General features: G+C 62.6%; 11 protein-coding genes, 3 pseudogenes and 1 other annotated feature. Of the genes and pseudogenes, 10 read left to right on the plus strand and 4 right to left on the minus strand.

Going from position 1 to position 19,186, the window contains the following annotated elements:
- Window positions 1-23: 23 nt before the first annotated feature.
- Both D0Y60_RS06675 and D0Y60_RS06680 read right to left on the minus strand, forming a co-directional pair.
- Window positions 24-1,253, minus strand: a pseudogene (locus D0Y60_RS06675) (IS3 family transposase).
- Window positions 856-972, minus strand: a sequence feature (AL1L pseudoknot). (Overlaps the previous pseudogene by 117 nt.)
- A gap of 273 nt (window positions 1,254-1,526) precedes the next feature.
- Complete coding sequence (locus tag D0Y60_RS06680) at window positions 1,527-2,810, minus strand: sialidase family protein (protein ID WP_158565414.1); 1,284 nt, start codon at window positions 2,808-2,810, stop codon at window positions 1,527-1,529.
- A gap of 298 nt (window positions 2,811-3,108) precedes the next feature.
- On the opposite strand from D0Y60_RS06680, the pseudogene D0Y60_RS06685 reads away from it, so the two are divergent.
- Window positions 3,109-3,903: pseudogene (locus tag D0Y60_RS06685) on the plus strand (IS5 family transposase).
- A gap of 71 nt (window positions 3,904-3,974) precedes the next feature.
- Here the strand turns inward: D0Y60_RS06685 and D0Y60_RS24835 are convergent.
- Window positions 3,975-4,305: pseudogene (locus D0Y60_RS24835) on the minus strand (transposase); the annotation flags it as partial.
- Window positions 4,306-4,806: 501 nt separating this feature from the next.
- Between D0Y60_RS24835 and D0Y60_RS06700 the strand changes: the two are divergent.
- The 9 genes from D0Y60_RS06700 to D0Y60_RS06740 all read left to right on the plus strand — a co-directional run bounded on the left by D0Y60_RS06700 (window position 4,807) and on the right by D0Y60_RS06740 (window position 16,932).
- Window positions 4,807-5,958, plus strand: coding sequence for a fumarylacetoacetate hydrolase family protein (locus D0Y60_RS06700; protein WP_117368022.1), 1,152 nt, complete (start codon window positions 4,807-4,809; stop codon window positions 5,956-5,958).
- 1 nt (window position 5,959) lies between these two features.
- Window positions 5,960-6,427, plus strand: coding sequence for an Lrp/AsnC family transcriptional regulator (locus tag D0Y60_RS06705; protein WP_117368024.1), 468 nt, complete (start codon window positions 5,960-5,962; stop codon window positions 6,425-6,427).
- 164 nt (window positions 6,428-6,591) lie between these two features.
- On the plus strand, window positions 6,592-10,056 hold the full coding sequence (locus D0Y60_RS06710; protein ID WP_117368026.1) for an indolepyruvate ferredoxin oxidoreductase family protein: 3,465 nt from the start codon (window positions 6,592-6,594) through the stop codon (window positions 10,054-10,056).
- 37 nt (window positions 10,057-10,093) lie between these two features.
- Window positions 10,094-11,242: an isovaleryl-CoA dehydrogenase gene (locus tag D0Y60_RS06715; protein ID WP_199564124.1), complete on the plus strand. Its 1,149-nt coding sequence runs from the start codon at window positions 10,094-10,096 to the stop codon at window positions 11,240-11,242.
- Window positions 11,242-12,849, plus strand: coding sequence for a carboxyl transferase domain-containing protein (locus D0Y60_RS06720; protein ID WP_117368030.1), 1,608 nt, complete (start codon window positions 11,242-11,244; stop codon window positions 12,847-12,849). The genes D0Y60_RS06715 and D0Y60_RS06720 overlap by 1 nt, the downstream gene beginning before the upstream one ends.
- Before the next feature lie 13 nt (window positions 12,850-12,862).
- The gene (locus tag D0Y60_RS06725; RefSeq protein ID WP_117368032.1) at window positions 12,863-13,246 is read left to right on the plus strand and encodes a RidA family protein; all 384 of its coding nucleotides are present in this window, start codon (window positions 12,863-12,865) and stop codon (window positions 13,244-13,246) included.
- Window positions 13,247-13,260: 14 nt separating this feature from the next.
- On the plus strand, window positions 13,261-15,246 hold the full coding sequence (locus D0Y60_RS06730) for an acetyl/propionyl/methylcrotonyl-CoA carboxylase subunit alpha (RefSeq protein ID WP_117368034.1): 1,986 nt from the start codon (window positions 13,261-13,263) through the stop codon (window positions 15,244-15,246).
- Window positions 15,243-16,118 (plus strand): hydroxymethylglutaryl-CoA lyase, encoded by an 876-nt coding sequence (locus tag D0Y60_RS06735; RefSeq protein WP_117368036.1) that lies wholly within the window; start codon window positions 15,243-15,245, stop codon window positions 16,116-16,118. Before D0Y60_RS06730 ends, D0Y60_RS06735 begins: the two co-directional genes overlap by 4 nt.
- A 13-nt stretch (window positions 16,119-16,131) precedes the next feature.
- On the plus strand, window positions 16,132-16,932 hold the full coding sequence (locus D0Y60_RS06740) for a crotonase/enoyl-CoA hydratase family protein (protein WP_117368038.1): 801 nt from the start codon (window positions 16,132-16,134) through the stop codon (window positions 16,930-16,932).
- 165 nt (window positions 16,933-17,097) lie between these two features.
- Here D0Y60_RS06740 and pbpC read toward each other — a convergent pair whose 3' ends face one another.
- Window positions 17,098-19,182: a penicillin-binding protein 1C gene (gene pbpC, locus D0Y60_RS06745; protein WP_117368040.1), complete on the minus strand. Its 2,085-nt coding sequence runs from the start codon at window positions 19,180-19,182 to the stop codon at window positions 17,098-17,100.
- Window positions 19,183-19,186: the final 4 nt, after the last annotated feature.

Raw genomic sequence — 19,186 nt, forward strand, 5'->3', positions numbered from 1 at the left:
TGCCGGAGGCCATTTGGTTTGAGTTATGCGGCCATGGCCGGTTCGTCCAGCATGGCGTAGTAGCGTTCTTCAGCCTCGGCTGGCGGTATGTTTCCGATGGGCTCCAGAAGTCGTCGGTGGCTGAACCAGTCGACCCATTCCAGAGTGGCGAATTCCACCGCTTCGAAGTTCCTCCATGGTCCGCGCCGATGAATGACCTCGGCCTTGTAGAGACCGTTGATCGTTTCGGCGAGGGCATTGTCATAACTGTCGCCGACACTTCCGACAGACGGCTCGATGCCAGCTTCTGCCAGCCGCTCGGAATACCGGATGGACACGTATTGAACGCCCCTGTCCGAATGGTGCACGAGCCCGCCGCCATGAACGGGACGCCGATCATGAAGTGCCTGTTCAAGGGCATCGAGGACAAAGCTCGCATGTGCCGTCCGGCTCGCCCGCCAGCCAACGATGCGCCGGGCAAAGACGTCGATCACAAAGGCCACGTAGACGAAGCTCTGCCAGGTCGCGACATAGGTGAAGTCCGAGACCCACAGCCTGTTTTGGTGCTGGGGCTTTGAACTGGCGGTTTACCCGGTCAAGTGGGCTCGGGCCTGCCTTATCCGAGAATGTCGTGCGGACCGGCTTTCCCCGAATGATCCCCTGCAGGCTCATCGACCTCATAAGTCGAGCGACCGTGCAGCGGGCGATGGCGTAGCCTTCTCGCTGCAACTGCCGCCAGACTTTACGCACGCCGTAGAGCTGGAAGTTCTTGTTGAACACCCGGCGTATCTCGATCTTCAGGCCGATATCGCTGCGGGCGCGAACCGACAGGCGGTCCCTATCCAAGCGCTTGGCGACGTTCTCGTAGTAGGTTGATGGGGCAATCGGCAAAAGCCTGCAGATCGGCTCGACCCCGAACACGCTACGGTGTTCGTCAATGAACGAGATCATCGTTTGAAGGGGCGGTCGAGCTCCGCCATCGCGAAATAAGCAGACGCCTTGCGCAAAATCTCGTTGGCCTGACGAAGCTCGCGGTTCTCCCGCTCAAGAGCCTTCATCTTCTCGGCCGCGTCGCTCGGCAAGCCTGCTCGTTTGCCGCTGTTGACCTCGGTCTTCTTCACCCATTCATGGAGCGTGGCTGGCGAGCAACCGACCTTGCCCGCAATAGATGAAACGGCCGCCCACCGCGACGGGTGCTCTGCCTCGTGATCAAGCACCATACGAATGGCGCGTTGGCGGACTTCGGGTGAAAACTTGTTCGTTGTCTTGCTCATATCGGCTCCACTCCCTCAGAAGTTGGAGCCTCCGGCAAACCCGGTGCGGTTCAGTTCTTGCCACCATACTCCCCTGACTTTTACCCGATCGAGATGGCCTTCTCGAAGCTCAAGGCTCTGCTCAGATAGGGGGCGGCTAGGAGCATCGATGAACTCTGGTCCGTCGTCGCCAATTGTCTCCCCGCTTTCAAGCCAGAGGATTGGCGGCACTATTTCGAGGCAGCCGGACATAATCCGGATTAAGTCCAATCTGCTCTAGTAAACAGGTTGTAGCTATTTAGAGATACAAGTCGCCATAAATTCGTCAGTCACAAAGCGGTAAATCACACCTTGACGAGGGTCATCTTTGAGGGTGCCGTCGATATTACCTTCATATATCAGAGCAAGTCCCCCATGCATCGCGGCGATATCCGAATACCCTGCGGCTCCCTCCGTTAAATCGCAGCGTTTCCAACTTTCTGCATCATCAGTACTGATTGAAAGCATCAAATTGCGCCGATCTCTAATCGACTCATTATCAGGCCCTTTTTCAGTTTGCTCAGCACTTGCGGCGGGATAGGAAGCCACGATGCGATCACCATATTTGGTGAGTCCGGCTTGCACAAGCGGAGACAAAAAGGCTTTGTTTACTTCTATTGTCTCGTAATTATCGCCGAAATCAAAACTGGATGCGGACAGGCGAAAAGGATAGGAACTTCTATTCTTTATCGCAGTCCGTTTTGTAGGCCGCAATAAAGCCCAGACATGACCAGGCCGGATTTCCACTGCAGCCGTCTCGCCTCCGCGAAGCGGAGAATTACGCGTCGTTGCCGCCTTCCTCCAAGTTATACCGCCGTCACTTGACTTAAGTAACCAAGGATAGCCGGGGACTAGAAGGTCGCCATTGGACAATACAATTCCGTGACCAGGCCCAACCCGAACCATATCCGTTACAGGCGTAGAGATATCGACCAGTTCTGGCGAAGTCCATGTCGAGCCAAGATTGCTACTCTCAATCTTCCATATTTGGTTGGAAAAATAATAACCACAAGTTACGGGGGGCTGTTTCGTTGAGCATTTGGCTCCATTATATTCACCAGAACTTCTGGTGACGTTGAATAAAAGTATCAATTTTCCTTTCGTTTCCAGTAACGTTGGATTGCCTGCCAGAGCCATGTTAAAGGGTGATTGCAAAAAATTACTGTATCTAACTATCGATGTCTGCTCGTTCCAACTACGACCCCCGTCTACAGAGCGGCGCATCACAAGATCAATGTACCCCCAATCCATGCATTTTTTTGAGTTAAAATTTTCTTTCTTCGCAAGAGAAGGCTGGTCTGGATTGCTTTCGCTTGTTCCATGGCGCCTCTCTGCAACCGCTATAAGATTTACCCCAATAGAGACTAGGCTTGGAATCCTATAGCATTCTGAAAAATTTGACTTAAACAACCATTTCGGCGGATATTTTTCTTTTGCACACAGCGTATGTGGTAGAGCGGTGGAACCGATAATGATAAATAATAAGGAAAGAACCTTGTGAAGCGCATTGTATAATATTATTTTATTAATGTTAGGCATAACGTTAATCCCCGTAGCAAGCACTGAAAAAATCATTGAAAATTTTGCAAGAAATATGATGAGAGGGCATCGTTCGACCTATTGGTAAGAGAGGGGGGCGTATGAATCCGCTTGATCAATATTCGCAGGAATCTATAATTGGCGCAAATGACGTTAGTTATTTTTTGGGAAAATATCGTGTGTCTGGTCTCCAAACGGCTTGAGGATGCGAGTTCCCCTAGGATGGGGACCTGATCAAACTATTGCCGATATTGGCTGGTTCCTTGCTTATTCGGTTTTGACCGCAGGGAGGCTCTTGGTGAGCGATCTTTTCTGGCTTTCGGATGAGGCTTGGTCGGCAATCGAGTCTCATATTCCCAAGAACCAGCCGGGTGCTCCGCGCGTCGATGATCGGCGCATCATCTCGGGCATTCTCTATGTCCTGAAAGTCGGCTGCCGCTGGCGTGATGTCCCGGCTGAATACGGCCCTGCAAAGACAGTCTACAGCCGATATCACCGGGCACGCCGCCGTATCTGGCACCGTATTTTCGAGAAGATGGCTGCCAAGGGGCCGGTCCCGCATGAGCTATCTATCGATAGCACGCACATCAAAGCGCATCGCTCTGCACAAGGCTCAGAGGGGGGCTTGGGCACAAGCTATTGGTACGTCTCGCGGTGGACGAACAAGCAAAATCCATTGCTTGGCCGATGATCGCGGCAGACCGGTCGCCTTCAGCCTGACGCCGGGAAATGTCTCAGACATCAGAATGGCAATTCCTTTGCTGGAGATCGCTCGCCCCACAAAGCGTCTTCTCGCCGACAAGGTATATAATGCTGACAGCCTTCGAGACTGGCTAGGCAAGCCCGCATAAAGGCGATCATCCCATCATCGTAGGCATGAAAGAAATCTTACCCGCTGGATCAAGGCGCATACAAGCAGAGGAACGTCATTGAGCGCTTGTTCTGCAGGCTCAAAAACTGGCGGCGCATCGCCACAAGATACCACCGCCTTGCCACGAATTATCTCGCTGCTGTCGCTCTCGTTTCAGGCCGAATGCTGCAATGCATTTTGACGGCCGCCCAGTTCTCGGCCTTGTTCGAGGGACTGGATTGAAGCGCATCCATGCACCGATCGAGGCGCGTGTTCCAGAAAAGGCGGGATAGTCACCCCGATCAGTCGAATCAGGCTTTGGACAGAGACTCACCAAGTATATCGACCTCTATCGTCTTGCGGCCGAGTACGCGCTCCAGAATTGCGATTACGATCTTCCAGCTTCACTTCCGAAGTGCCAACAACCGGCTCGACAGAATCCGCCGCTGCAGTACCTGCATCATTCTACAGCTTGCGCCACCGGTAAACCAGATTGGGAGCAACGCCATGGCGGCGAGCGGTCTAAGATACAGTTTCGCTTGGCTCGAAAATCTGCTCGATGATCGGCAGCTTCTGCTCAATTGTCCACCGTCCACAGCAGACGTCACCCGTGATCATCTCGACGCGTTGATACTCGTTAGACATAAGTCTGTCCCCCAAGCTTATGCTTGAGCCCTCTTTTCGACTGTCCGGTCAAAATGAGAGGCATTTCATGCTGACAAAAAGACTGCTGGGAGTCCTCACAGCACAAGTCTAAACCATGCCTTATCAGGTCTGCCATCTTGACTGACAATGGTATCAATTTCTCCGATCAGTCGGGCAACCGCAACACCATATTCGACTGATGCGCTTTGACATAATCTACGAAGCAACTGGTACAAAGCACCGACTGACCAAACCGAATCACCCACCGGACCAATAGGCAAGTCGAGAGGATGCCCGCAGCTCAAGACGCTGAGCGCCTCACGCCCACGAATACATCTGCAAAATCCGTACAGCAGAGCCGGATGATTCATTCTAAATCCAATCCACCAGATACCTCAAGTGAACAACTAATCGCTGGAACAGTTGATCGGCATCTTCACCCTGTTCCCGTCCGCCCTTTTCGCGTTACAACGTCCAACGACGATTGTGGAGGAGCGGCGCGTGACGGCAGGTGATTTTTCGCGGGGGACGTTTGTCGGGCGCGTCTGGCGGCCGGATGTGCAGGGGCCGGCGGTGGTGGTGCTCAGGGATGGCAGGCTCTGCGACATCACCTCGAACGACGTTCCGACCATGCGGGACTTGTTGGAAAAGGACGATCCGGTCGCGATTTCGCGCGCCGCCCCCTGCGAATCGCTCGGCACGCTCGATGCCGTGCTGGAGGCGTCCGTCGAGGGCGCCGGGAATTTCTCGCGCCTGCATCTGCTGGCCCCCTGTGATCTGCAGGCCGTGAAAGCCTGCGGCGTGACCTTTGCCCGCTCGATGATCGAACGCGTGATCGAGGAGAAGGCGGCCGGCAATCCGGCGCTGGCGGAAAAGGCGCGCGGGCGCGTCACCGCGATCATCGGTGACAGCCTGCGCGATCTGAAGGCGGGTTCCGAAGCGGCCGCCAAGGTCAAGGCGGCGCTGATCGAGGAGGGCGTCTGGTCGCAATATCTCGAAGTCGGCATCGGGCCGGATGCAGAAGTGTTCACCAAGGCACCGGTGCTGTCGTCGGTCGGCTGGGGCGCGTCGGTCGGGCTGCACCCGGTTTCCAGGTGGAACAATCCGGAGCCGGAAATCGTGCTGGCCGTGGATAGCGCAGGCCGCGTCAAGGGCGCGACGCTCGGCAACGACGTCAACCTGCGCGATGTCGAGGGGCGCTCGGCGCTGCTGCTCGGCAAGGCGAAGGACAACAATGCCTCCTCCGCCATCGGCCCGTTCATCCGGCTGTTCGACGAGACCTATTCGATCGACGATGTGCGCAAGGCCGATCTCGATTTGATGATCGAGGGGGAGGACGGCTTCGTGCTGAAGGGCCGCAGCGCGATGCGTGAGATCAGCCGAGACCCGCTCGATCTCGTCGCGCAGACCATCGGTAAGCATCATCAGTATCCTGACGGGTTCATGCTGTTCATGGGCACGCTGTTTGCGCCGGTCGAGGATCGCGATGCGCCGGGGCAGGGTTTTACCCACAAGACGGGCGACCGGGTGGTGATCTCCAATGCGGAACTGGGCGCGCTTGCCAATACGGTGCGCCTCTCCACCGAATGCCCGCCCTGGACCTTCGGCATCGCCGCGCTGATGCGCAATCTCTCCTCGCGCGGGCTGGTTTGACATGGCCGAGGGCGGGCTGGACGAGACGAGCCGCAAGATCCTGCGCCTCCTGCAAACGGAGCCGGAGCTGACGGTTGCCGAGATTGGCGAGCGCGTGGGCTTGAGCCATACGCCGTGCTGGCGGCGAATCAAGGAGATGGAGAAACAGGGCATCATCCGCGGCCGCATCATCGCCATCGAGCCGAAGCTCGTCGGGTACGAGGTTTCGGTCTTCTGTTTCGTGCGGCTGAAGCAGCATGACGAGGCGACGCTCCTGGAGTTCGAGAAGGCGGTGAAGAACATGCCGGAAGTCGTGCAGTGTTATTCCATGACCGGCGACCACGACTATGTGCTGCGCGTGCTGACAAGCAGTGTGCGGCAATACGAGGAAATCCTGAAGAAGGCGCTGCTGCGTCTTCCCGGCGTCGGTTTCGTCAATTCCAGCTTCGCGCTCGACGAACTCAAGAACACGCACCGGGTTCCGATCTGACGCCGCAGTAGGATGGCGTTGCATTTGCCGGCCGGTTTTGCGGATGCCATCCCTAAATCGTGATGTTGCAAGGGGAAAATAAGGACCCGCTCCTCCCAATCTCTGCGTAAGCTCCTACATAGGAAGGATGGCTTTCGTGGAGGAGGGCCATCGAGGAGGAAGTCATGCTGAAGCAGAGCTTTTCTCTCGAGGACAAGTATACGGCGGAAAGTGGGAGGATCTTCCTTTCCGGCATTCAGGCGCTGGTGCGCCTGCCGATTGTTCAGATGCGGCGCGATCGCGCCGCGGGCCTGAACACCGCCGCATTCATCTCGGGTTATCGCGGATCGCCGCTTGGCGGCTACGACCAGCAGCTGGCGAAAGCCGGAAAACACCTGGCGGCGCACGACATCGTGTTCCGGCCCGGTGTCAACGAGGATCTCGCCGCCACCGCCGTCTGGGGCACCCAGCAGCTGCACCTGTCGCCCGGCGCGCGTTACGACGGCGTCGCCGGCTATTGGTACGGCAAGGGGCCGGGCGTGGACCGCTGCGGCGACGTGCTGAAACACGCCAACGCCGCCGGCACCTCGAAACATGGCGGCGTGCTCTGTTTTGCCGGCGACGACCATTCGGCGAAATCGTCCTCCATCCCGCACCAGTCCGACCACGCCTTCATGTCGGCGGTCATTCCGGTGCTCTATCCCTCTTCCATCCACGAATTCGTCGAATATGGCCTGCTCGGCACGGCCATGTCGCGCTATTCGGGCTGCTGGGTCGGCATGAAGTTCATTTCCGACACGGTCGAGACGACCGCCTCGGTGGACCTTGCCGGCGAGCGCCGCCAGTTCGTCATTCCCCAGGATTTCGAGTTGCCGCCGGGCGGCCTCGATCTGCGCTGGCCCGATCCGCCGCTGCCGCAGGATGAGCGTCTCCAGACCTACAAGGGGTATGCGGCCATCGCCTTTGCCCGCGCCAACAAGGTGGACGAGGTGACGCATGACGTGCCGCGCGCCCGCTTCGGCATCATCGCCTCGGGCAAGGCCTATGAGGATGTGCTGCAGGCGCTGAAGGAGCTGTCGCTCGGCCCGGCGGAGATGGCCGAGATCGGCATGCGCATCTACAAGGTCCGCATGCCTTGGCCGCTGGAGCCGGAAGGCGTGCGCGAGTTCTCGCGAGGGTTGGAAGAAGTGCTCGTCGTCGAGGAACGGCGCGAGATCATCGAAAACCAGATCAAGCAGCAGCTCTTCAACTGGCACCATGGCGAGCGGCCGCGCATCATCGGCAAGTTCGACCATGACGACCACGCGTTCCTGCCGCTATCGCAGGCGCTGACGGTCGGCATGGTGGCGCGGGCGATTGCCGCGCGGCTCCTGCATTTCGAATTCGATGCTGGGCTGAAGAAGGTCATCGCCGATGAGCTCGCTTACCTTCTTGAGCGCGAAAAAATTCGCAAGACGCATGCCGCGCCCATCGAGCGCGTGCCGTATTTCTGCTCCGGCTGTCCGCACAACACCTCCACCAAGGTGCCTGAGGGCAGTCGCGCGACGGCCGGTATCGGCTGTCACTACATGGTGCAGTGGATGGACCGCGATACCGCGACCTTCACCCATATGGGCGCAGAGGGCGTGCCGTGGTCGGGCATCGCGCCCTTCACCGACGAGAAGCACATCTTCGTCAATCTCGGCGACGGCACCTATTACCATTCCGGCATTCTGGCGATCCGCCAGTCGGTCGCCGCCCGCGTCAACATCACCTACAAAATCCTCTATAACGATGCGGTGGCGATGACCGGCGGCCAGGCCGTCGACGGGCCGATCAGCCCCGAGGCGGTGACGCGCCAGCTCTTCGATGAGGGCGTCGCGCCGATCTATCTCGTCTCCGACCACCCGGAAGCCTATTCGTCCTCCACGCTCGCCCCCGGCACCATCGTACGCCACCGCGACGAGCTGGACCGGGTGATGCGCGACATCAGAGAGGCGCCCGGCTGTTCGGCCATCGTCTATGTGCAGACCTGTGCCGCCGAAAAGCGCCGCCGTCGCTCGCGCGGCCTGATGGAGGACCCGCCGGTCCGCCTTATGATCAATCCCGCCGTCTGCGAGGGCTGCGGCGACTGTTCCACCCAGTCGAACTGCGTTTCCGTCGAGCCGCTCGACACGGAACTCGGCCGCAAGCGCAAGATCAACCAGTCGACCTGCAACAAGGACTATTCCTGCCTCAAGGGCTTCTGCCCGTCCTTCGTGACGGTGGAGGGCGGCCGGCTGCGCAAGGCGGCGCGCTCGAACCCGGACATATCAGGCATCCCGGACCCGGATATCGTGAAGATCGGTGACCGGTCCTACAACATCGCCATCGCCGGCATCGGCGGCACGGGTATTCTCACCATCAGCGCCATCCTCGGCATGGCTGCCCATCTCGATGGCAAGTCGCCGATGATTTTGGACATGGCCGGCCTCGCCCAGAAGGGCGGTGCCGTCATGAGCCACCTGCGTATCGGCCTGCACGACCAGGACGTCTCCTCGCCGCGCATCATCACCGGCGGTGCGGACCTCTTGATCGCCGCCGACGATGTGGTCGCCTCCTCGAAGGATGCGGTGACGCTCTGCGACCACCACCGCACGACGGGCGTGATCAACACGCGGCTGACCCCGGTCGCCGATTTCGTGCGCAAGCGCGATTTCGATTTCCGCCGCCGCGATGTGGAGAGCACGGTGCGCGCGGCGCTGCGTGAGGCGTCCACTCTGCTCGACTTCACGACGGTTGCCGAAAAGGTTGCCGGCAATGCCATGGCAACCAACATCCTGATGACCGGTTACGCCTGGCAGAAGGGGCTGATCCCGCTGACCCGCCAGTCGATCGAGCAGGCGATCGCACTGAACGGCGTGGCCGTCGACGCCACGCTCTCCGCCTTCAGCTGGGGCCGCCTCATCGCCGCCGATCCCGCCCGCGCCGAGCGCCTGCTGCATCCCGGCAAGCCAGTCGCGACGCTGGAAACGATGCCGACGACGGATCTGATCGCGCACCGCGCAAAGTACCTGACGGCCTATCAGAATGCGGCGCTGTCCCGCCGCTACAGGGCGCTGGTGGAGCGGGTGCGGGACGCGGAAAAGGCGCTCAGCCCGGATGATCGCCTGTTGCGCACGGTGGCGCATGTCTATGCCCAGCTCTTGGCCTACAAGGACGAATACGAGGTCGCCCGGCTCTTCACCGACCCCGCCTTCAAGGCCGGTCTCGCCGAGCAGTTTGACGGCAACTACAAGATCGCCTTCAATCTCGCCCCACCCTTCCTGAAGGGCGAGGATGCCAATGGCCGGCCGCGCAAGCGCCGCTTCGGCCGCTGGATGCTGCCGGCCTTCGGTGTGTTGGCAAGCCTCAAGGGCCTGCGCGGCACGGCCTTCGATCCGTTCGGCCGCACCGCCGAGCGCCGCATGGAGCGCCAGCTCATCGCCGACTACGAGGCCTTGGTCGCGCATGTGCTGCAAGGTCTTCGCCGCGACAATCTCGACGCCGCCGTTACACTGCTTTCGCTTTACGGCGAGATCAGGGGCTACGGCCCCGTGAAGGAAGAGGCGGCAAAGCGCGTGAAGGCGCGCGAGGCCGAAAAGCGAGCGGCTTTCGACAGGACGGAAGAAAAGGAAAAGGCAATCGCCTGACGATTGCGAGGGGAGGACGGACATGTACGACGCAGGCATGAGCTTCGGGCTCGGAGAGGATATCGAGGCGCTCAGGGAAAGCGTGCGGCGGTTCGCGACGGACCGCATCGCGCCGCAGGCCGCCGAAATCGACCGGAGCAACAATTTCCCCATGCCGCTCTGGCGCGAAATGGGCGATCTCGGCCTGCTCGGCATCACCGCCCCCGAAGGGTTCGGCGGTTCCGGCATGGGCTATCTCGCCCATTGCGTGGCGATGGAGGAGATCAGCCGCGCCTCGGCCTCGGTGGGCCTGAGCTACGGCGCCCATTCCAATCTGTGCGTCAACCAGCTCGTGCGCAACGCATCGCCTGCCCAGCGTGAAAAATACCTGCCGAAGCTGATTTCCGGCGAACATGTCGGCGCGCTCGCCATGTCCGAGCCGGGGGCGGGCTCCGACGTCGTGTCGATGAAGCTGCGCGCCGACAAACGCGGCGATCGCTATGTGCTGAACGGCAACAAGATGTGGATCACCAACGGGCCGGATGCGGATGTGCTGGTGGTCTACGCCAAGACCGACCCGGATGCAGGCCCGCGCGGCATCACCGCCTTTCTCATCGAGAAGGGCTTCAAGGGCTTTTCGACCGCCCAGAAACTCGACAAGCTCGGCATGCGCGGTTCCAACACCGGTGAACTGGTCTTCACCGATTGCGAGGTGCCGGAGGAGAACGTGATGGGCACCGTCGGGCGCGGCGTCAACGTGCTGATGTCCGGCCTCGACTACGAGCGTGTCGTGCTCTCGGGCGGCCCGCTCGGCATCATGGCGGCCTGCCTCGATGTGGTCGTGCCCTATATCCATGAGCGCAGGCAGTTCGACCGGCCGATCGGCGAGTTCCAGCTGATGCAGGGCAAGGTCGCCGACATGTATGTCGCGCTGAACGCCTGCCGCGCTTACGTCTATGCCGTTGCCACCGCCTGCGACCGTGGCGAGACGACCCGCAAGGATGCCGCCGGCTGCATTCTCTATTCCGCCGAGATGGCGACGAAGCTGGCGCTCGAGGCCATCCAGTCGCTCGGCGGCAACGGTTATATCAACGACTACCCGACCGGCCGCCTGCTGCGCGACGCCAAACTCTACGAGATCGGCGCCGGCACCTCCGAAATCCGCCGCATGCTCATCGGCCGCGAAATCTTCCAGGAGACGCTGTGATGCCGGTCCTCCCCTCGGCCGTGAACACCCGCAGCGAGACCTTCGAGACCAATCGCAAGGCGATGCTCGATGCGCTGAAACTGGTCGAGGAGGCCGCCAGTCTCGCCATGGATGGGGGCGGGGCGAAGGCGCGGGAACGCCATGTTGCGCGGGGAAAACTGCTGCCGCGTGACCGCGTCGCGCAATTGCTCGACCCCGGCTCGCCCTTCCTCGAAATCGGCCTCACCGCCGGCCACGGCCTCTATGACGGCGCCTCGCCCTCCGGTGGCATGATCGCGGGCATTGGCCGCGTCTCGGGTCGCGAATGCATGATCGTTTGCAATGATGCGACGGTGAAGGGCGGCACCTATTATCCGATCACCGTGAAGAAGCATTTGCGCGCGCAGGAAGTCGCGGCGGAGAACCGGCTGCCCTGCATCTACCTCGTCGATTCCGGCGGCGCCAACCTGCCGAACCAGGACGAGGTCTTTCCCGATCGCGATCATTTCGGCCGCATTTTCTACAATCAGGCGCAGATGTCTGCGTCAGGCATCCCGCAGGTCGCCGTCGTCATGGGCAGCTGCACGGCAGGTGGCGCCTATGTGCCTGCCATGAGCGACGAGACCGTCATCGTCGAAAATCAAGGCACCATCTTCCTCGCCGGCCCACCGTTGGTGAAGGCCGCGACGGGCGAGATCGTCACGGCCGAAGACCTGGGTGGCGGCGATGTGCACACCCGCCTTTCCGGCGTTGCCGATCATCTCGCCCGCGACGACCGTCATGCATTGGGTATCGCCCGCCAGATCGCCGCCAACCTCAATACGCGTAAGCCAGAGGTTACGAAATCGGGTGCGGGCGATGCGCCGCTCTATGATCCCGAAGAACTGCTGGGCATCGTGCCGGCCGATACGCGCACCCCCTATGACGTGCGCGAGGTGATCGCCCGCGTGGTCGACGGCTCGCGTTTCGACGAGTTCAAGGCGCGCTTCGGCACGACGCTGGTCTGCGGCTTCGCGGCCCTGCATGGCTTGCCTGTCGGTATCATCGCCAACAATGGCGTGCTGTTTTCCGAGGCGGCGCTGAAGGGCGCGCATTTCATCGAGCTCTGCGCCCAGCGCGGCATACCGCTCGTCTTCCTGCAGAACATCACCGGCTTCATGGTCGGCCGCAAATACGAGGCGGAAGGCATCGCCAAGAATGGTGCGAAGTTGGTGACCGCTGTCGCTACCGCCAATGTGCCCAAGCTGACGGTGCTGATCGGCGGCTCCTATGGTGCCGGCAACTACGGCATGTGCGGCCGGGCCTATTCGCCGCGTTTCCTCTGGACCTGGCCGAACAGCCGCATCGCCGTGATGGGCGGCGAGCAGGCGGCCGGGGTACTCGCGACCGTCAAGCGCGAGGGCATCGAGCGCACGGGCGGCAGCTGGAGCGGCGAGGAGGAGGCCGCCTTCAAGCAGCCGACCATCGACATGTTCGCCCGCCAGAGTCATCCCCTTTACGCTTCGGCGCGGCTCTGGGACGACGGCATCGTCGATCCGCGCAAGACGCGTGATGTGCTGGCGCTATCGCTTTCGGCGGCGCTCAATGCACCCATCGAGCCCACCCGTTTCGGCATCTTCAGGATGTAGAGGAGGCAATGTCATGAACCGCGAAACCATCAATGCCAAGAACGCACCCGCCCCGCGTGGCGGCTATTCGCAGGCCGTGAAGCTTACGGATTTTAAGACGTTGCTGTTCATCAGCGGCCAAATCCCGGTGTCCGGCGATGACACGGTGCCGGAGAGTTTCGAGGACCAGGCACGGCTCGTCTGGCGCAATATCGATGCGCAGCTGAAGGCGGCCGGCATGTCGAAGGCCGATCTCGTCAAGGTCACGACTTTCCTCGCCGACCGGCATCACACCATGGCCAATCGCGAGATCCGCAGCGAGTATCTCGGCGCCGTCGCACCGGCGATGAGCGTCGTCATCGCCGCGATCTTCGACGAGAAATGGATGCTCGAAGTCGAGGCCATCGCAGCGCAATGAGAAGCGGAGCCGGGATGTTCAGGAAAATCCTCATCGCCAACCGCGGCGAAATCGCCTGCCGCGTTATCCGCACTGCAAGGCGCATGGGCGTGGCGACGGTCGCCGTCTATTCCGACGCCGACCGTGACGCGCTGCATGTCGAGACGGCCGACGAGGCGATCCGCATCGGCCCGGCGGAAGCGGCGAAAAGCTACCTGAACGTTGCCGCGATCATCGAGGCGGCCAAGGCGAGCGGCGCGCAGGCGGTGCATCCCGGCTACGGCTTCCTCTCGGAAAACCCCGATTTCGTCGAGGCGGTGGAGGCCGCCGGTCTCGTCTTCATCGGCCCCTCGGCCAATGCCATCCGCGCCATGGGCCTGAAGGATGCCGCCAAGGCGCTGATGGAAAAGGCGGGTGTGCCCGTTGTGCCCGGCTATCACGGTAAAAAGCAGGACGACGCATTCCTGGCCGGCGAGGCCGCGGCGATCGGCTTTCCCGTGCTGATCAAGGCGCGTGCCGGCGGTGGAGGCAAGGGCATGCGGCGGGTGGACGATCCCGCCGATTTCGCCGCTGCCCTGGAAAGCGCCCGTCGCGAGGGCGAGAGCGCCTTCGGCGACGGCCGCGTGCTCGTCGAAAAATACATGGCCAAACCTCGCCATATCGAAGTGCAGGTCTTTGGCGACGGGCATCGCAATGTCGTGCATCTCTTCGAGCGCGACTGCTCGCTGCAACGCCGCCATCAGAAGGTCATCGAGGAAGCGCCGGCGCCCGGCATGACGGCGGAAATGCGCGCGGCCATGGGGCAGGCAGCGGTGCGTGCGGCTGCGGCCATCGGCTATAGCGGCGCGGGCACGGTGGAATTCATCGCCGATGTCTCCGAGGGGCTTCGGCAGGACCGCTTCTACTTCATGGAAATGAACACGCGGCTCCAGGTCGAGCATCCCGTGACGGAGGCGATCACCGGCCTCGACCTCGTGGAATGGCAGTTGCGTGTCGCAGCCGGCGAACCCTTGCCGAAGCGGCAGGAGGAGCTGACTATTGATGGCTGGGCCTTCGAGGCGCGGCTCTATGCGGAAAATCCGGCGCGTGATTTCCTTCCCGCCATTGGCCGCCTGACGGTTTTCGATGTGCCGGACGGTGCCCGCATCGATTCCGGCGTGCGGGCCGGCGATAACATCACGCCCTTCTACGATCCGATGATCGCCAAGGTCATCACCCACGGCCGCAGCCGCGCGGAGGCGCTTTCTAGGCTGGAGACGGCGCTGGAACAATGCCGCGTCGGCGGGCTGACGACCAATGCCGGCTTTCTCGTGCGCCTCTGCCGCCATCCGGCCTTTGCCGTCGGCGATGTCGATACCGGCCTGATCGGTCGGGCCGGCGAGACCCTGCTGGCTGATCCGCAAGCGCCCGAAGAGGTCTTTGCGCTCGCCGCTCTTTCGGTACTGGGCTTTCTGAAGGCCGCAGCCGATCCGGATCCTTGGGGGAAAATCCGCGGTTTCCGCCTCTGGGGTGCGCCGGTGCAGACCGTTTTTCTCGACCATGGCGGCGCGGAACATGCGCTGCGCGTGACGATGCTCGCGCCGGATCGCTTCTGCGTCGAGCACAATGACATCGAGACGGAGCTGCGCGTGCAATCGGCGGACGGCCGTTCGGTCCGGGCCGATTTCGAGGGGCATGTGTTTTCGGCAACGGTTCACCGGGAGGGGCGCGACATCGCCGTCTTCTTTGGCGGTCACGGCCATGCCTTCGCGCTTGCTGAAGAGGCGGGCCATCATGACGAGGCGGCGTCCGGCGGCGACCGGCTTGTCGCGCCGATGCCCGGACTGGTGCGCATCGTCTCGGCCGCGCCGGGTGCGCGCGTTGCCAAGGGTGACGCACTGGTCACCATGGAGGCGATGAAGATGGAACTGGTGCTGGCCGCACCGCGCGATGGCGTGGTGGCCACGCTTCCCGTGGCGGTGGGCGATCAGGTGGCGGAAGGGGCGCTGCTTCTGTCGCTCGAGCCCGAGGAGGCGGCATGAGCGGACGCATCGAGATTGTCGAAATGGCCGCCCGCGACGGGCTGCAGAACGAGAAGGCGATCATCGCGTCCGCCGACAAGATCGCGCTGATCGACCGGTTGTCCGACTGCGGTTTCCAGCGCATCGAGGCGACGAGCTTTGTCAGCCCCAAATGGGTGCCGCAACTGGCCGATGGCGCGGCGGTCATGGCCGGTATCAAGCGCCGGCCCGGCATTTCCTATGCGGCTCTGGTGCCCAATATGAAGGGATACGAGGCGGCGAAGGCGGCCGGTGTCAATGAGGTCGCCGTCTTCCTCTCGGCGTCCGAAGGCTTTTCCCGCGCCAATCTCAATTGCTCGATTGCCGAAAGCATCGAGCGCGCCCGGCCGGTGGCGGAAGCGGCGAGGGCGGACGGCATCCTGCTTCGCGGTTATGTCAGCTGCGTCGTGCAATGCCCCTATGACGGGCCGGTGGAGCCCTGCGCGGTGGCGCGCGTAACGAGCCAATTGCTGCGCCTCGGCTGCCATGAGGTGAGCCTTGGCGACACGGTCGGCCGCGCCCGCCCGTCCGAAGTCGCAGCCATGCTGGATGTCGTGCTCGCCGTCGCCTTCCCGGAAAACCTTGCCGGCCATTTCCACGATACGAACGGGCTGGCGCTCGACAATATCCGCGTGGCGCTCGATCATGGGCTGACGGTCTTCGACGCCTCCGTTGGCGGCCTCGGCGGCTGCCCCTATGCGCCGGGCGCACGCGGCAATGTCGATACGCTCGCCGTCGCTGACATGCTGGCGGCGGAGGGTTATGACACCGGGCTTGACCGCGAGAAGTTGGCCGCGGCCGCGGCCTTCGCGCGGCGCATCACCGGCAAGGCTGATATCCGCAAGAGCGCGTAACGGAGGGAGAACCATGCATTTCGAAACCATCTCCGTATCCGTCGATCGTCGCGGCGTGGCGGCCCTGACGCTCCGCCGCCATGCGCAGCACAATGCGCTGTCGGGTCTGATGATCCGCGAACTCACGACCGTGGCCGGCCTGCTCGGCGAGGACAAGGCGGTGCGCGCCGTCGTGCTGACGGGCGAGGGAGAGAGTTTTTGCGCCGGCGGTGATCTCAACTGGATGAAGGAGCAGATCGCCGCAAGCCGCGAGGCGCGCATCGCCGAGGCACGCCGCCTCGCCTTGATGCTGAAGGCGCTGCGCGACCTGCCCAAGCCGCTGATCGCCCGCGTCAACGGCCAGGCCTATGGCGGTGGCGTTGGCCTGATCAGTGTCTGCGATGCGGCGATCGCCGCGGAGGGCGCGCGCTTTGGCTTGACGGAAACCCGGCTCGGCCTCATCCCGGCGACGATCAGCCCCTATGTCGCCGCCCGCATCGGCCCCGCCGCCTTTCTGCGCTTTGCGACATCCGCGCGGCTGTTCGATGCACCGTTAGCCCGCGACATCGGTCTCGTCAGCGGCGTCGTCGCACCCGAGGCGCTGAACGAGGCGGTAGAGGCGGAGATCAAGCCCTATTTCGCAACGTCGCCGGAGGCCGTCGCGGCGACGAAGGCGCTGGCCCACGCGCTCGCTTCGCCGATCGACGATGCCGTGATCGAGATGACGCTGACGCGGCTTGCCGATACCTGGGAGACGCCGGAAGCAGCAGAAGGAATCGCCGCCTTCCTGGAAAAACGCAAGGCGAACTGGGTGCCTGCCGATACGGTGAAGTAAGGGCGGTATTGATAAGCCCCTGACCCTAATCCTATCCCCGCAGGCGGGGAGAGGGGACGTGCCCCATCGCGATGTTAAATAGTCAGGAAAACGTTACGGCGTGTTCCTTCTCTCCGCTTGCGGGGAGAAGGTGCCGGCAGGCGGATGAGGGGCAGCCTACCTCCGCTATTCGATAAACACCCGAACACTCGCCGCCCGCCCGGCCGCATCGATCACCGTCAGCGTCGAGAAACCGGCGCCTTCCGGCATCCATTGCGTCGTGCGCCGGCGCGAGGCCTCGGGCAGCACTTTGCCGTTGGCGAGCCAGCGGAAGGGCGCGCGGCCGCCCTGGAGTTTCAGGACGAGGGGTGAGATGTCGGTGCCCTTTGTCGCGCCGAGCTCGACGGAGGCGCCTTCCGGCGGATAGACGATCTGCGGTGCGGGCTCGCGGGAAACCACCGTCACCAGCCCGTTCGCTGTCGTCGAAAAGCGGCGGAGACTTGCCGGCAATTCGGATTGTGCGATGCGCAGTGCTCCGGCCGGGGCACGCGGAAGCGCGGTGATGGCCACGCCGGAGCGTGAAAAAGCTTCGAAAAGGATGGGGGCCGCGGCGCCGTAGCCGGTCAGGCCGGGCACCGCGCCATTGTCGGCGCGGCCGACCCAGACGCCCAGCACATGGCGGCCGTCATAGCCGACCGACCAGGCGTCACGGTAGCCGTAGCTCGTGCCGGTCTTGTAGGCGATGCCGAGGCGGCGGCTGCCGGTCGGTGGGGTGACGCCGGAGAGGACGTCGGAAACCTGCCAGACGGCGACGGGATCGAGCAGCGGATCACCAACGATCACCTTGGCATCGCCTGTGATGCCATCACCGAGCTGCACCGGCATGCCGCGATTGGCGAGCGCCGCATAGAGCTGGGTCAGGTCGCGAAGCGTGATGCCGAGGCCGCCGAGGCCGATGGCGAGGCCCGGCGTTTCGCCCGGTGGCAGTTCGGGGCGCACTTCGGCGCGACGGAAGCGCACCATCATCCGCGTCGGGCCGACGGCTTCGAGCAGGCGCACCGCGGGCACGTTGAGCGACAATTGCAGCGCCTTGCGCACGCTGATATCGCCCTGATAGGTCATGTCGAAATTGCGCGGGCGATAGCCGGAGAAATCGGCGGGGCGGTCCTCGACAATGGTTTCCTGCGCAACAAGACCCTCTTCGAAGGCAAGGCCGTAGATGAAGGGCTTCAGCGCCGAGCCGGGCGAGCGGCGGATGCGCGTCATGTCGATCCAGCCGGCGCGGCTGCCGTCGAAATAATCCGCCGAACCGACTTCGCCGAGGATTTCGCCGGTGCGGGCATCGGCCATCACCATGGCGATGGAAATCTTCGGGCCGAGCCGCTCGGCCGCCTCGCGGGCGACGGTTTCGAGGCCGTCCTGCACCGTGCGGTCGAGTGAGGTCTCGTGCTTGATCGCCTTCGGGTCCTTGCGCAGCGCCAGTTCCGAGAGATGCGCGGCGTAGGAGGGGAGCTGCCGGCGGCGGTCCGGCACGGCTTCCAGGCCGGCGCGTTCGGCCTCGCCCTCGCCGATGATGTCAGAGACGGCAAGGCGGGTCAGCACGCGTTCGCGGGCCTTTTCCGCGACGTCGCGATGGCGGTCCGGCCGGCGTTTTTCCGGCAGCTGCGGCAGGGCGACGAGCAGGGCGGCCTCGGCCACCGAAAGCCGCTTCGGCTCCTTGCCGAACCAGGCGAGGCTTGCGGCGCGCACGCCCTCCAGATTGCCGCCATAGGGGGCGAGCGTCAGGTAGAGATCGAGGATTTGCGCCTTGGAAAGCCGGCGCTCGAGCTGGATGGCGCGGGCCATCTGGCGCAGCTTAGCCGTCATGGAGCGGCTTTCGCGCGGCTCGATCAGGCGCGCGACCTGCATGGAGAGCGTGGACGCACCCGAGACGATGCGGCCATTGCCGATGAACTGGCCGGCGGCACGCAGCAGCGCCCAGGGGTCGATGCCGCCGTGCTCGTTGAAGCGCCGGTCCTCATAGGCCACCAGCATGCGCAGGAACTGCGGGTCGACATCGGCGGCCGTGGTCTTCAGCCGCCAGTGTCCTTCCGGGGTCGCGAAGGCGCGCAGCAGGCGGCCGTCGCGGTCGAGCACTTCCTTGGAGACGGTTTCCGCCACCGCGATCGGTGGCGGATAGGCACGGTCGGCATAATCGAGCCCGAAGGCGAGGGCGGCAATCGCTGCCGCCCCGCCGAGGGAACCGATCAGAAGTTTGCGCCACAGCGCCATCACC

It is taken from the genome of Shinella sp. WSJ-2, assembly GCF_003432075.1.
In the GTDB taxonomy this organism is placed as follows: domain Bacteria; phylum Pseudomonadota; class Alphaproteobacteria; order Rhizobiales; family Rhizobiaceae; genus Shinella.

Bases quoted from the DNA above. Each gene is read 5' to 3' on its own strand.
- D0Y60_RS06710 (WP_117368026.1), top strand. From the start codon at position 6,592: ATGCTGAAGCAGAGCTTTTCTCTCGAGGACAAGTATACGGCGGAAAGT.
- D0Y60_RS06740 (WP_117368038.1), top strand. From the start codon at position 16,132: ATGCATTTCGAAACCATCTCCGTATCCGTCGATCGTCGCGGCGTGGCG.
- D0Y60_RS06720 (WP_117368030.1), top strand. From the start codon at position 11,242: ATGCCGGTCCTCCCCTCGGCCGTGAACACCCGCAGCGAGACCTTCGAG.
- pbpC (WP_117368040.1), bottom strand. From the start codon at position 19,182: ATGGCGCTGTGGCGCAAACTTCTGATCGGTTCCCTCGGCGGGGCGGCA.
- D0Y60_RS06715 (WP_199564124.1), top strand. From the start codon at position 10,094: ATGAGCTTCGGGCTCGGAGAGGATATCGAGGCGCTCAGGGAAAGCGTG.
- D0Y60_RS06735 (WP_117368036.1), top strand. From the start codon at position 15,243: ATGAGCGGACGCATCGAGATTGTCGAAATGGCCGCCCGCGACGGGCTG.
- D0Y60_RS06730 (WP_117368034.1), top strand. From the start codon at position 13,261: ATGTTCAGGAAAATCCTCATCGCCAACCGCGGCGAAATCGCCTGCCGC.
- D0Y60_RS06705 (WP_117368024.1), top strand. From the start codon at position 5,960: ATGGCCGAGGGCGGGCTGGACGAGACGAGCCGCAAGATCCTGCGCCTC.
- D0Y60_RS06725 (WP_117368032.1), top strand. From the start codon at position 12,863: ATGAACCGCGAAACCATCAATGCCAAGAACGCACCCGCCCCGCGTGGC.
- D0Y60_RS06680 (WP_158565414.1), bottom strand. From the start codon at position 2,810: ATGCCTAACATTAATAAAATAATATTATACAATGCGCTTCACAAGGTT.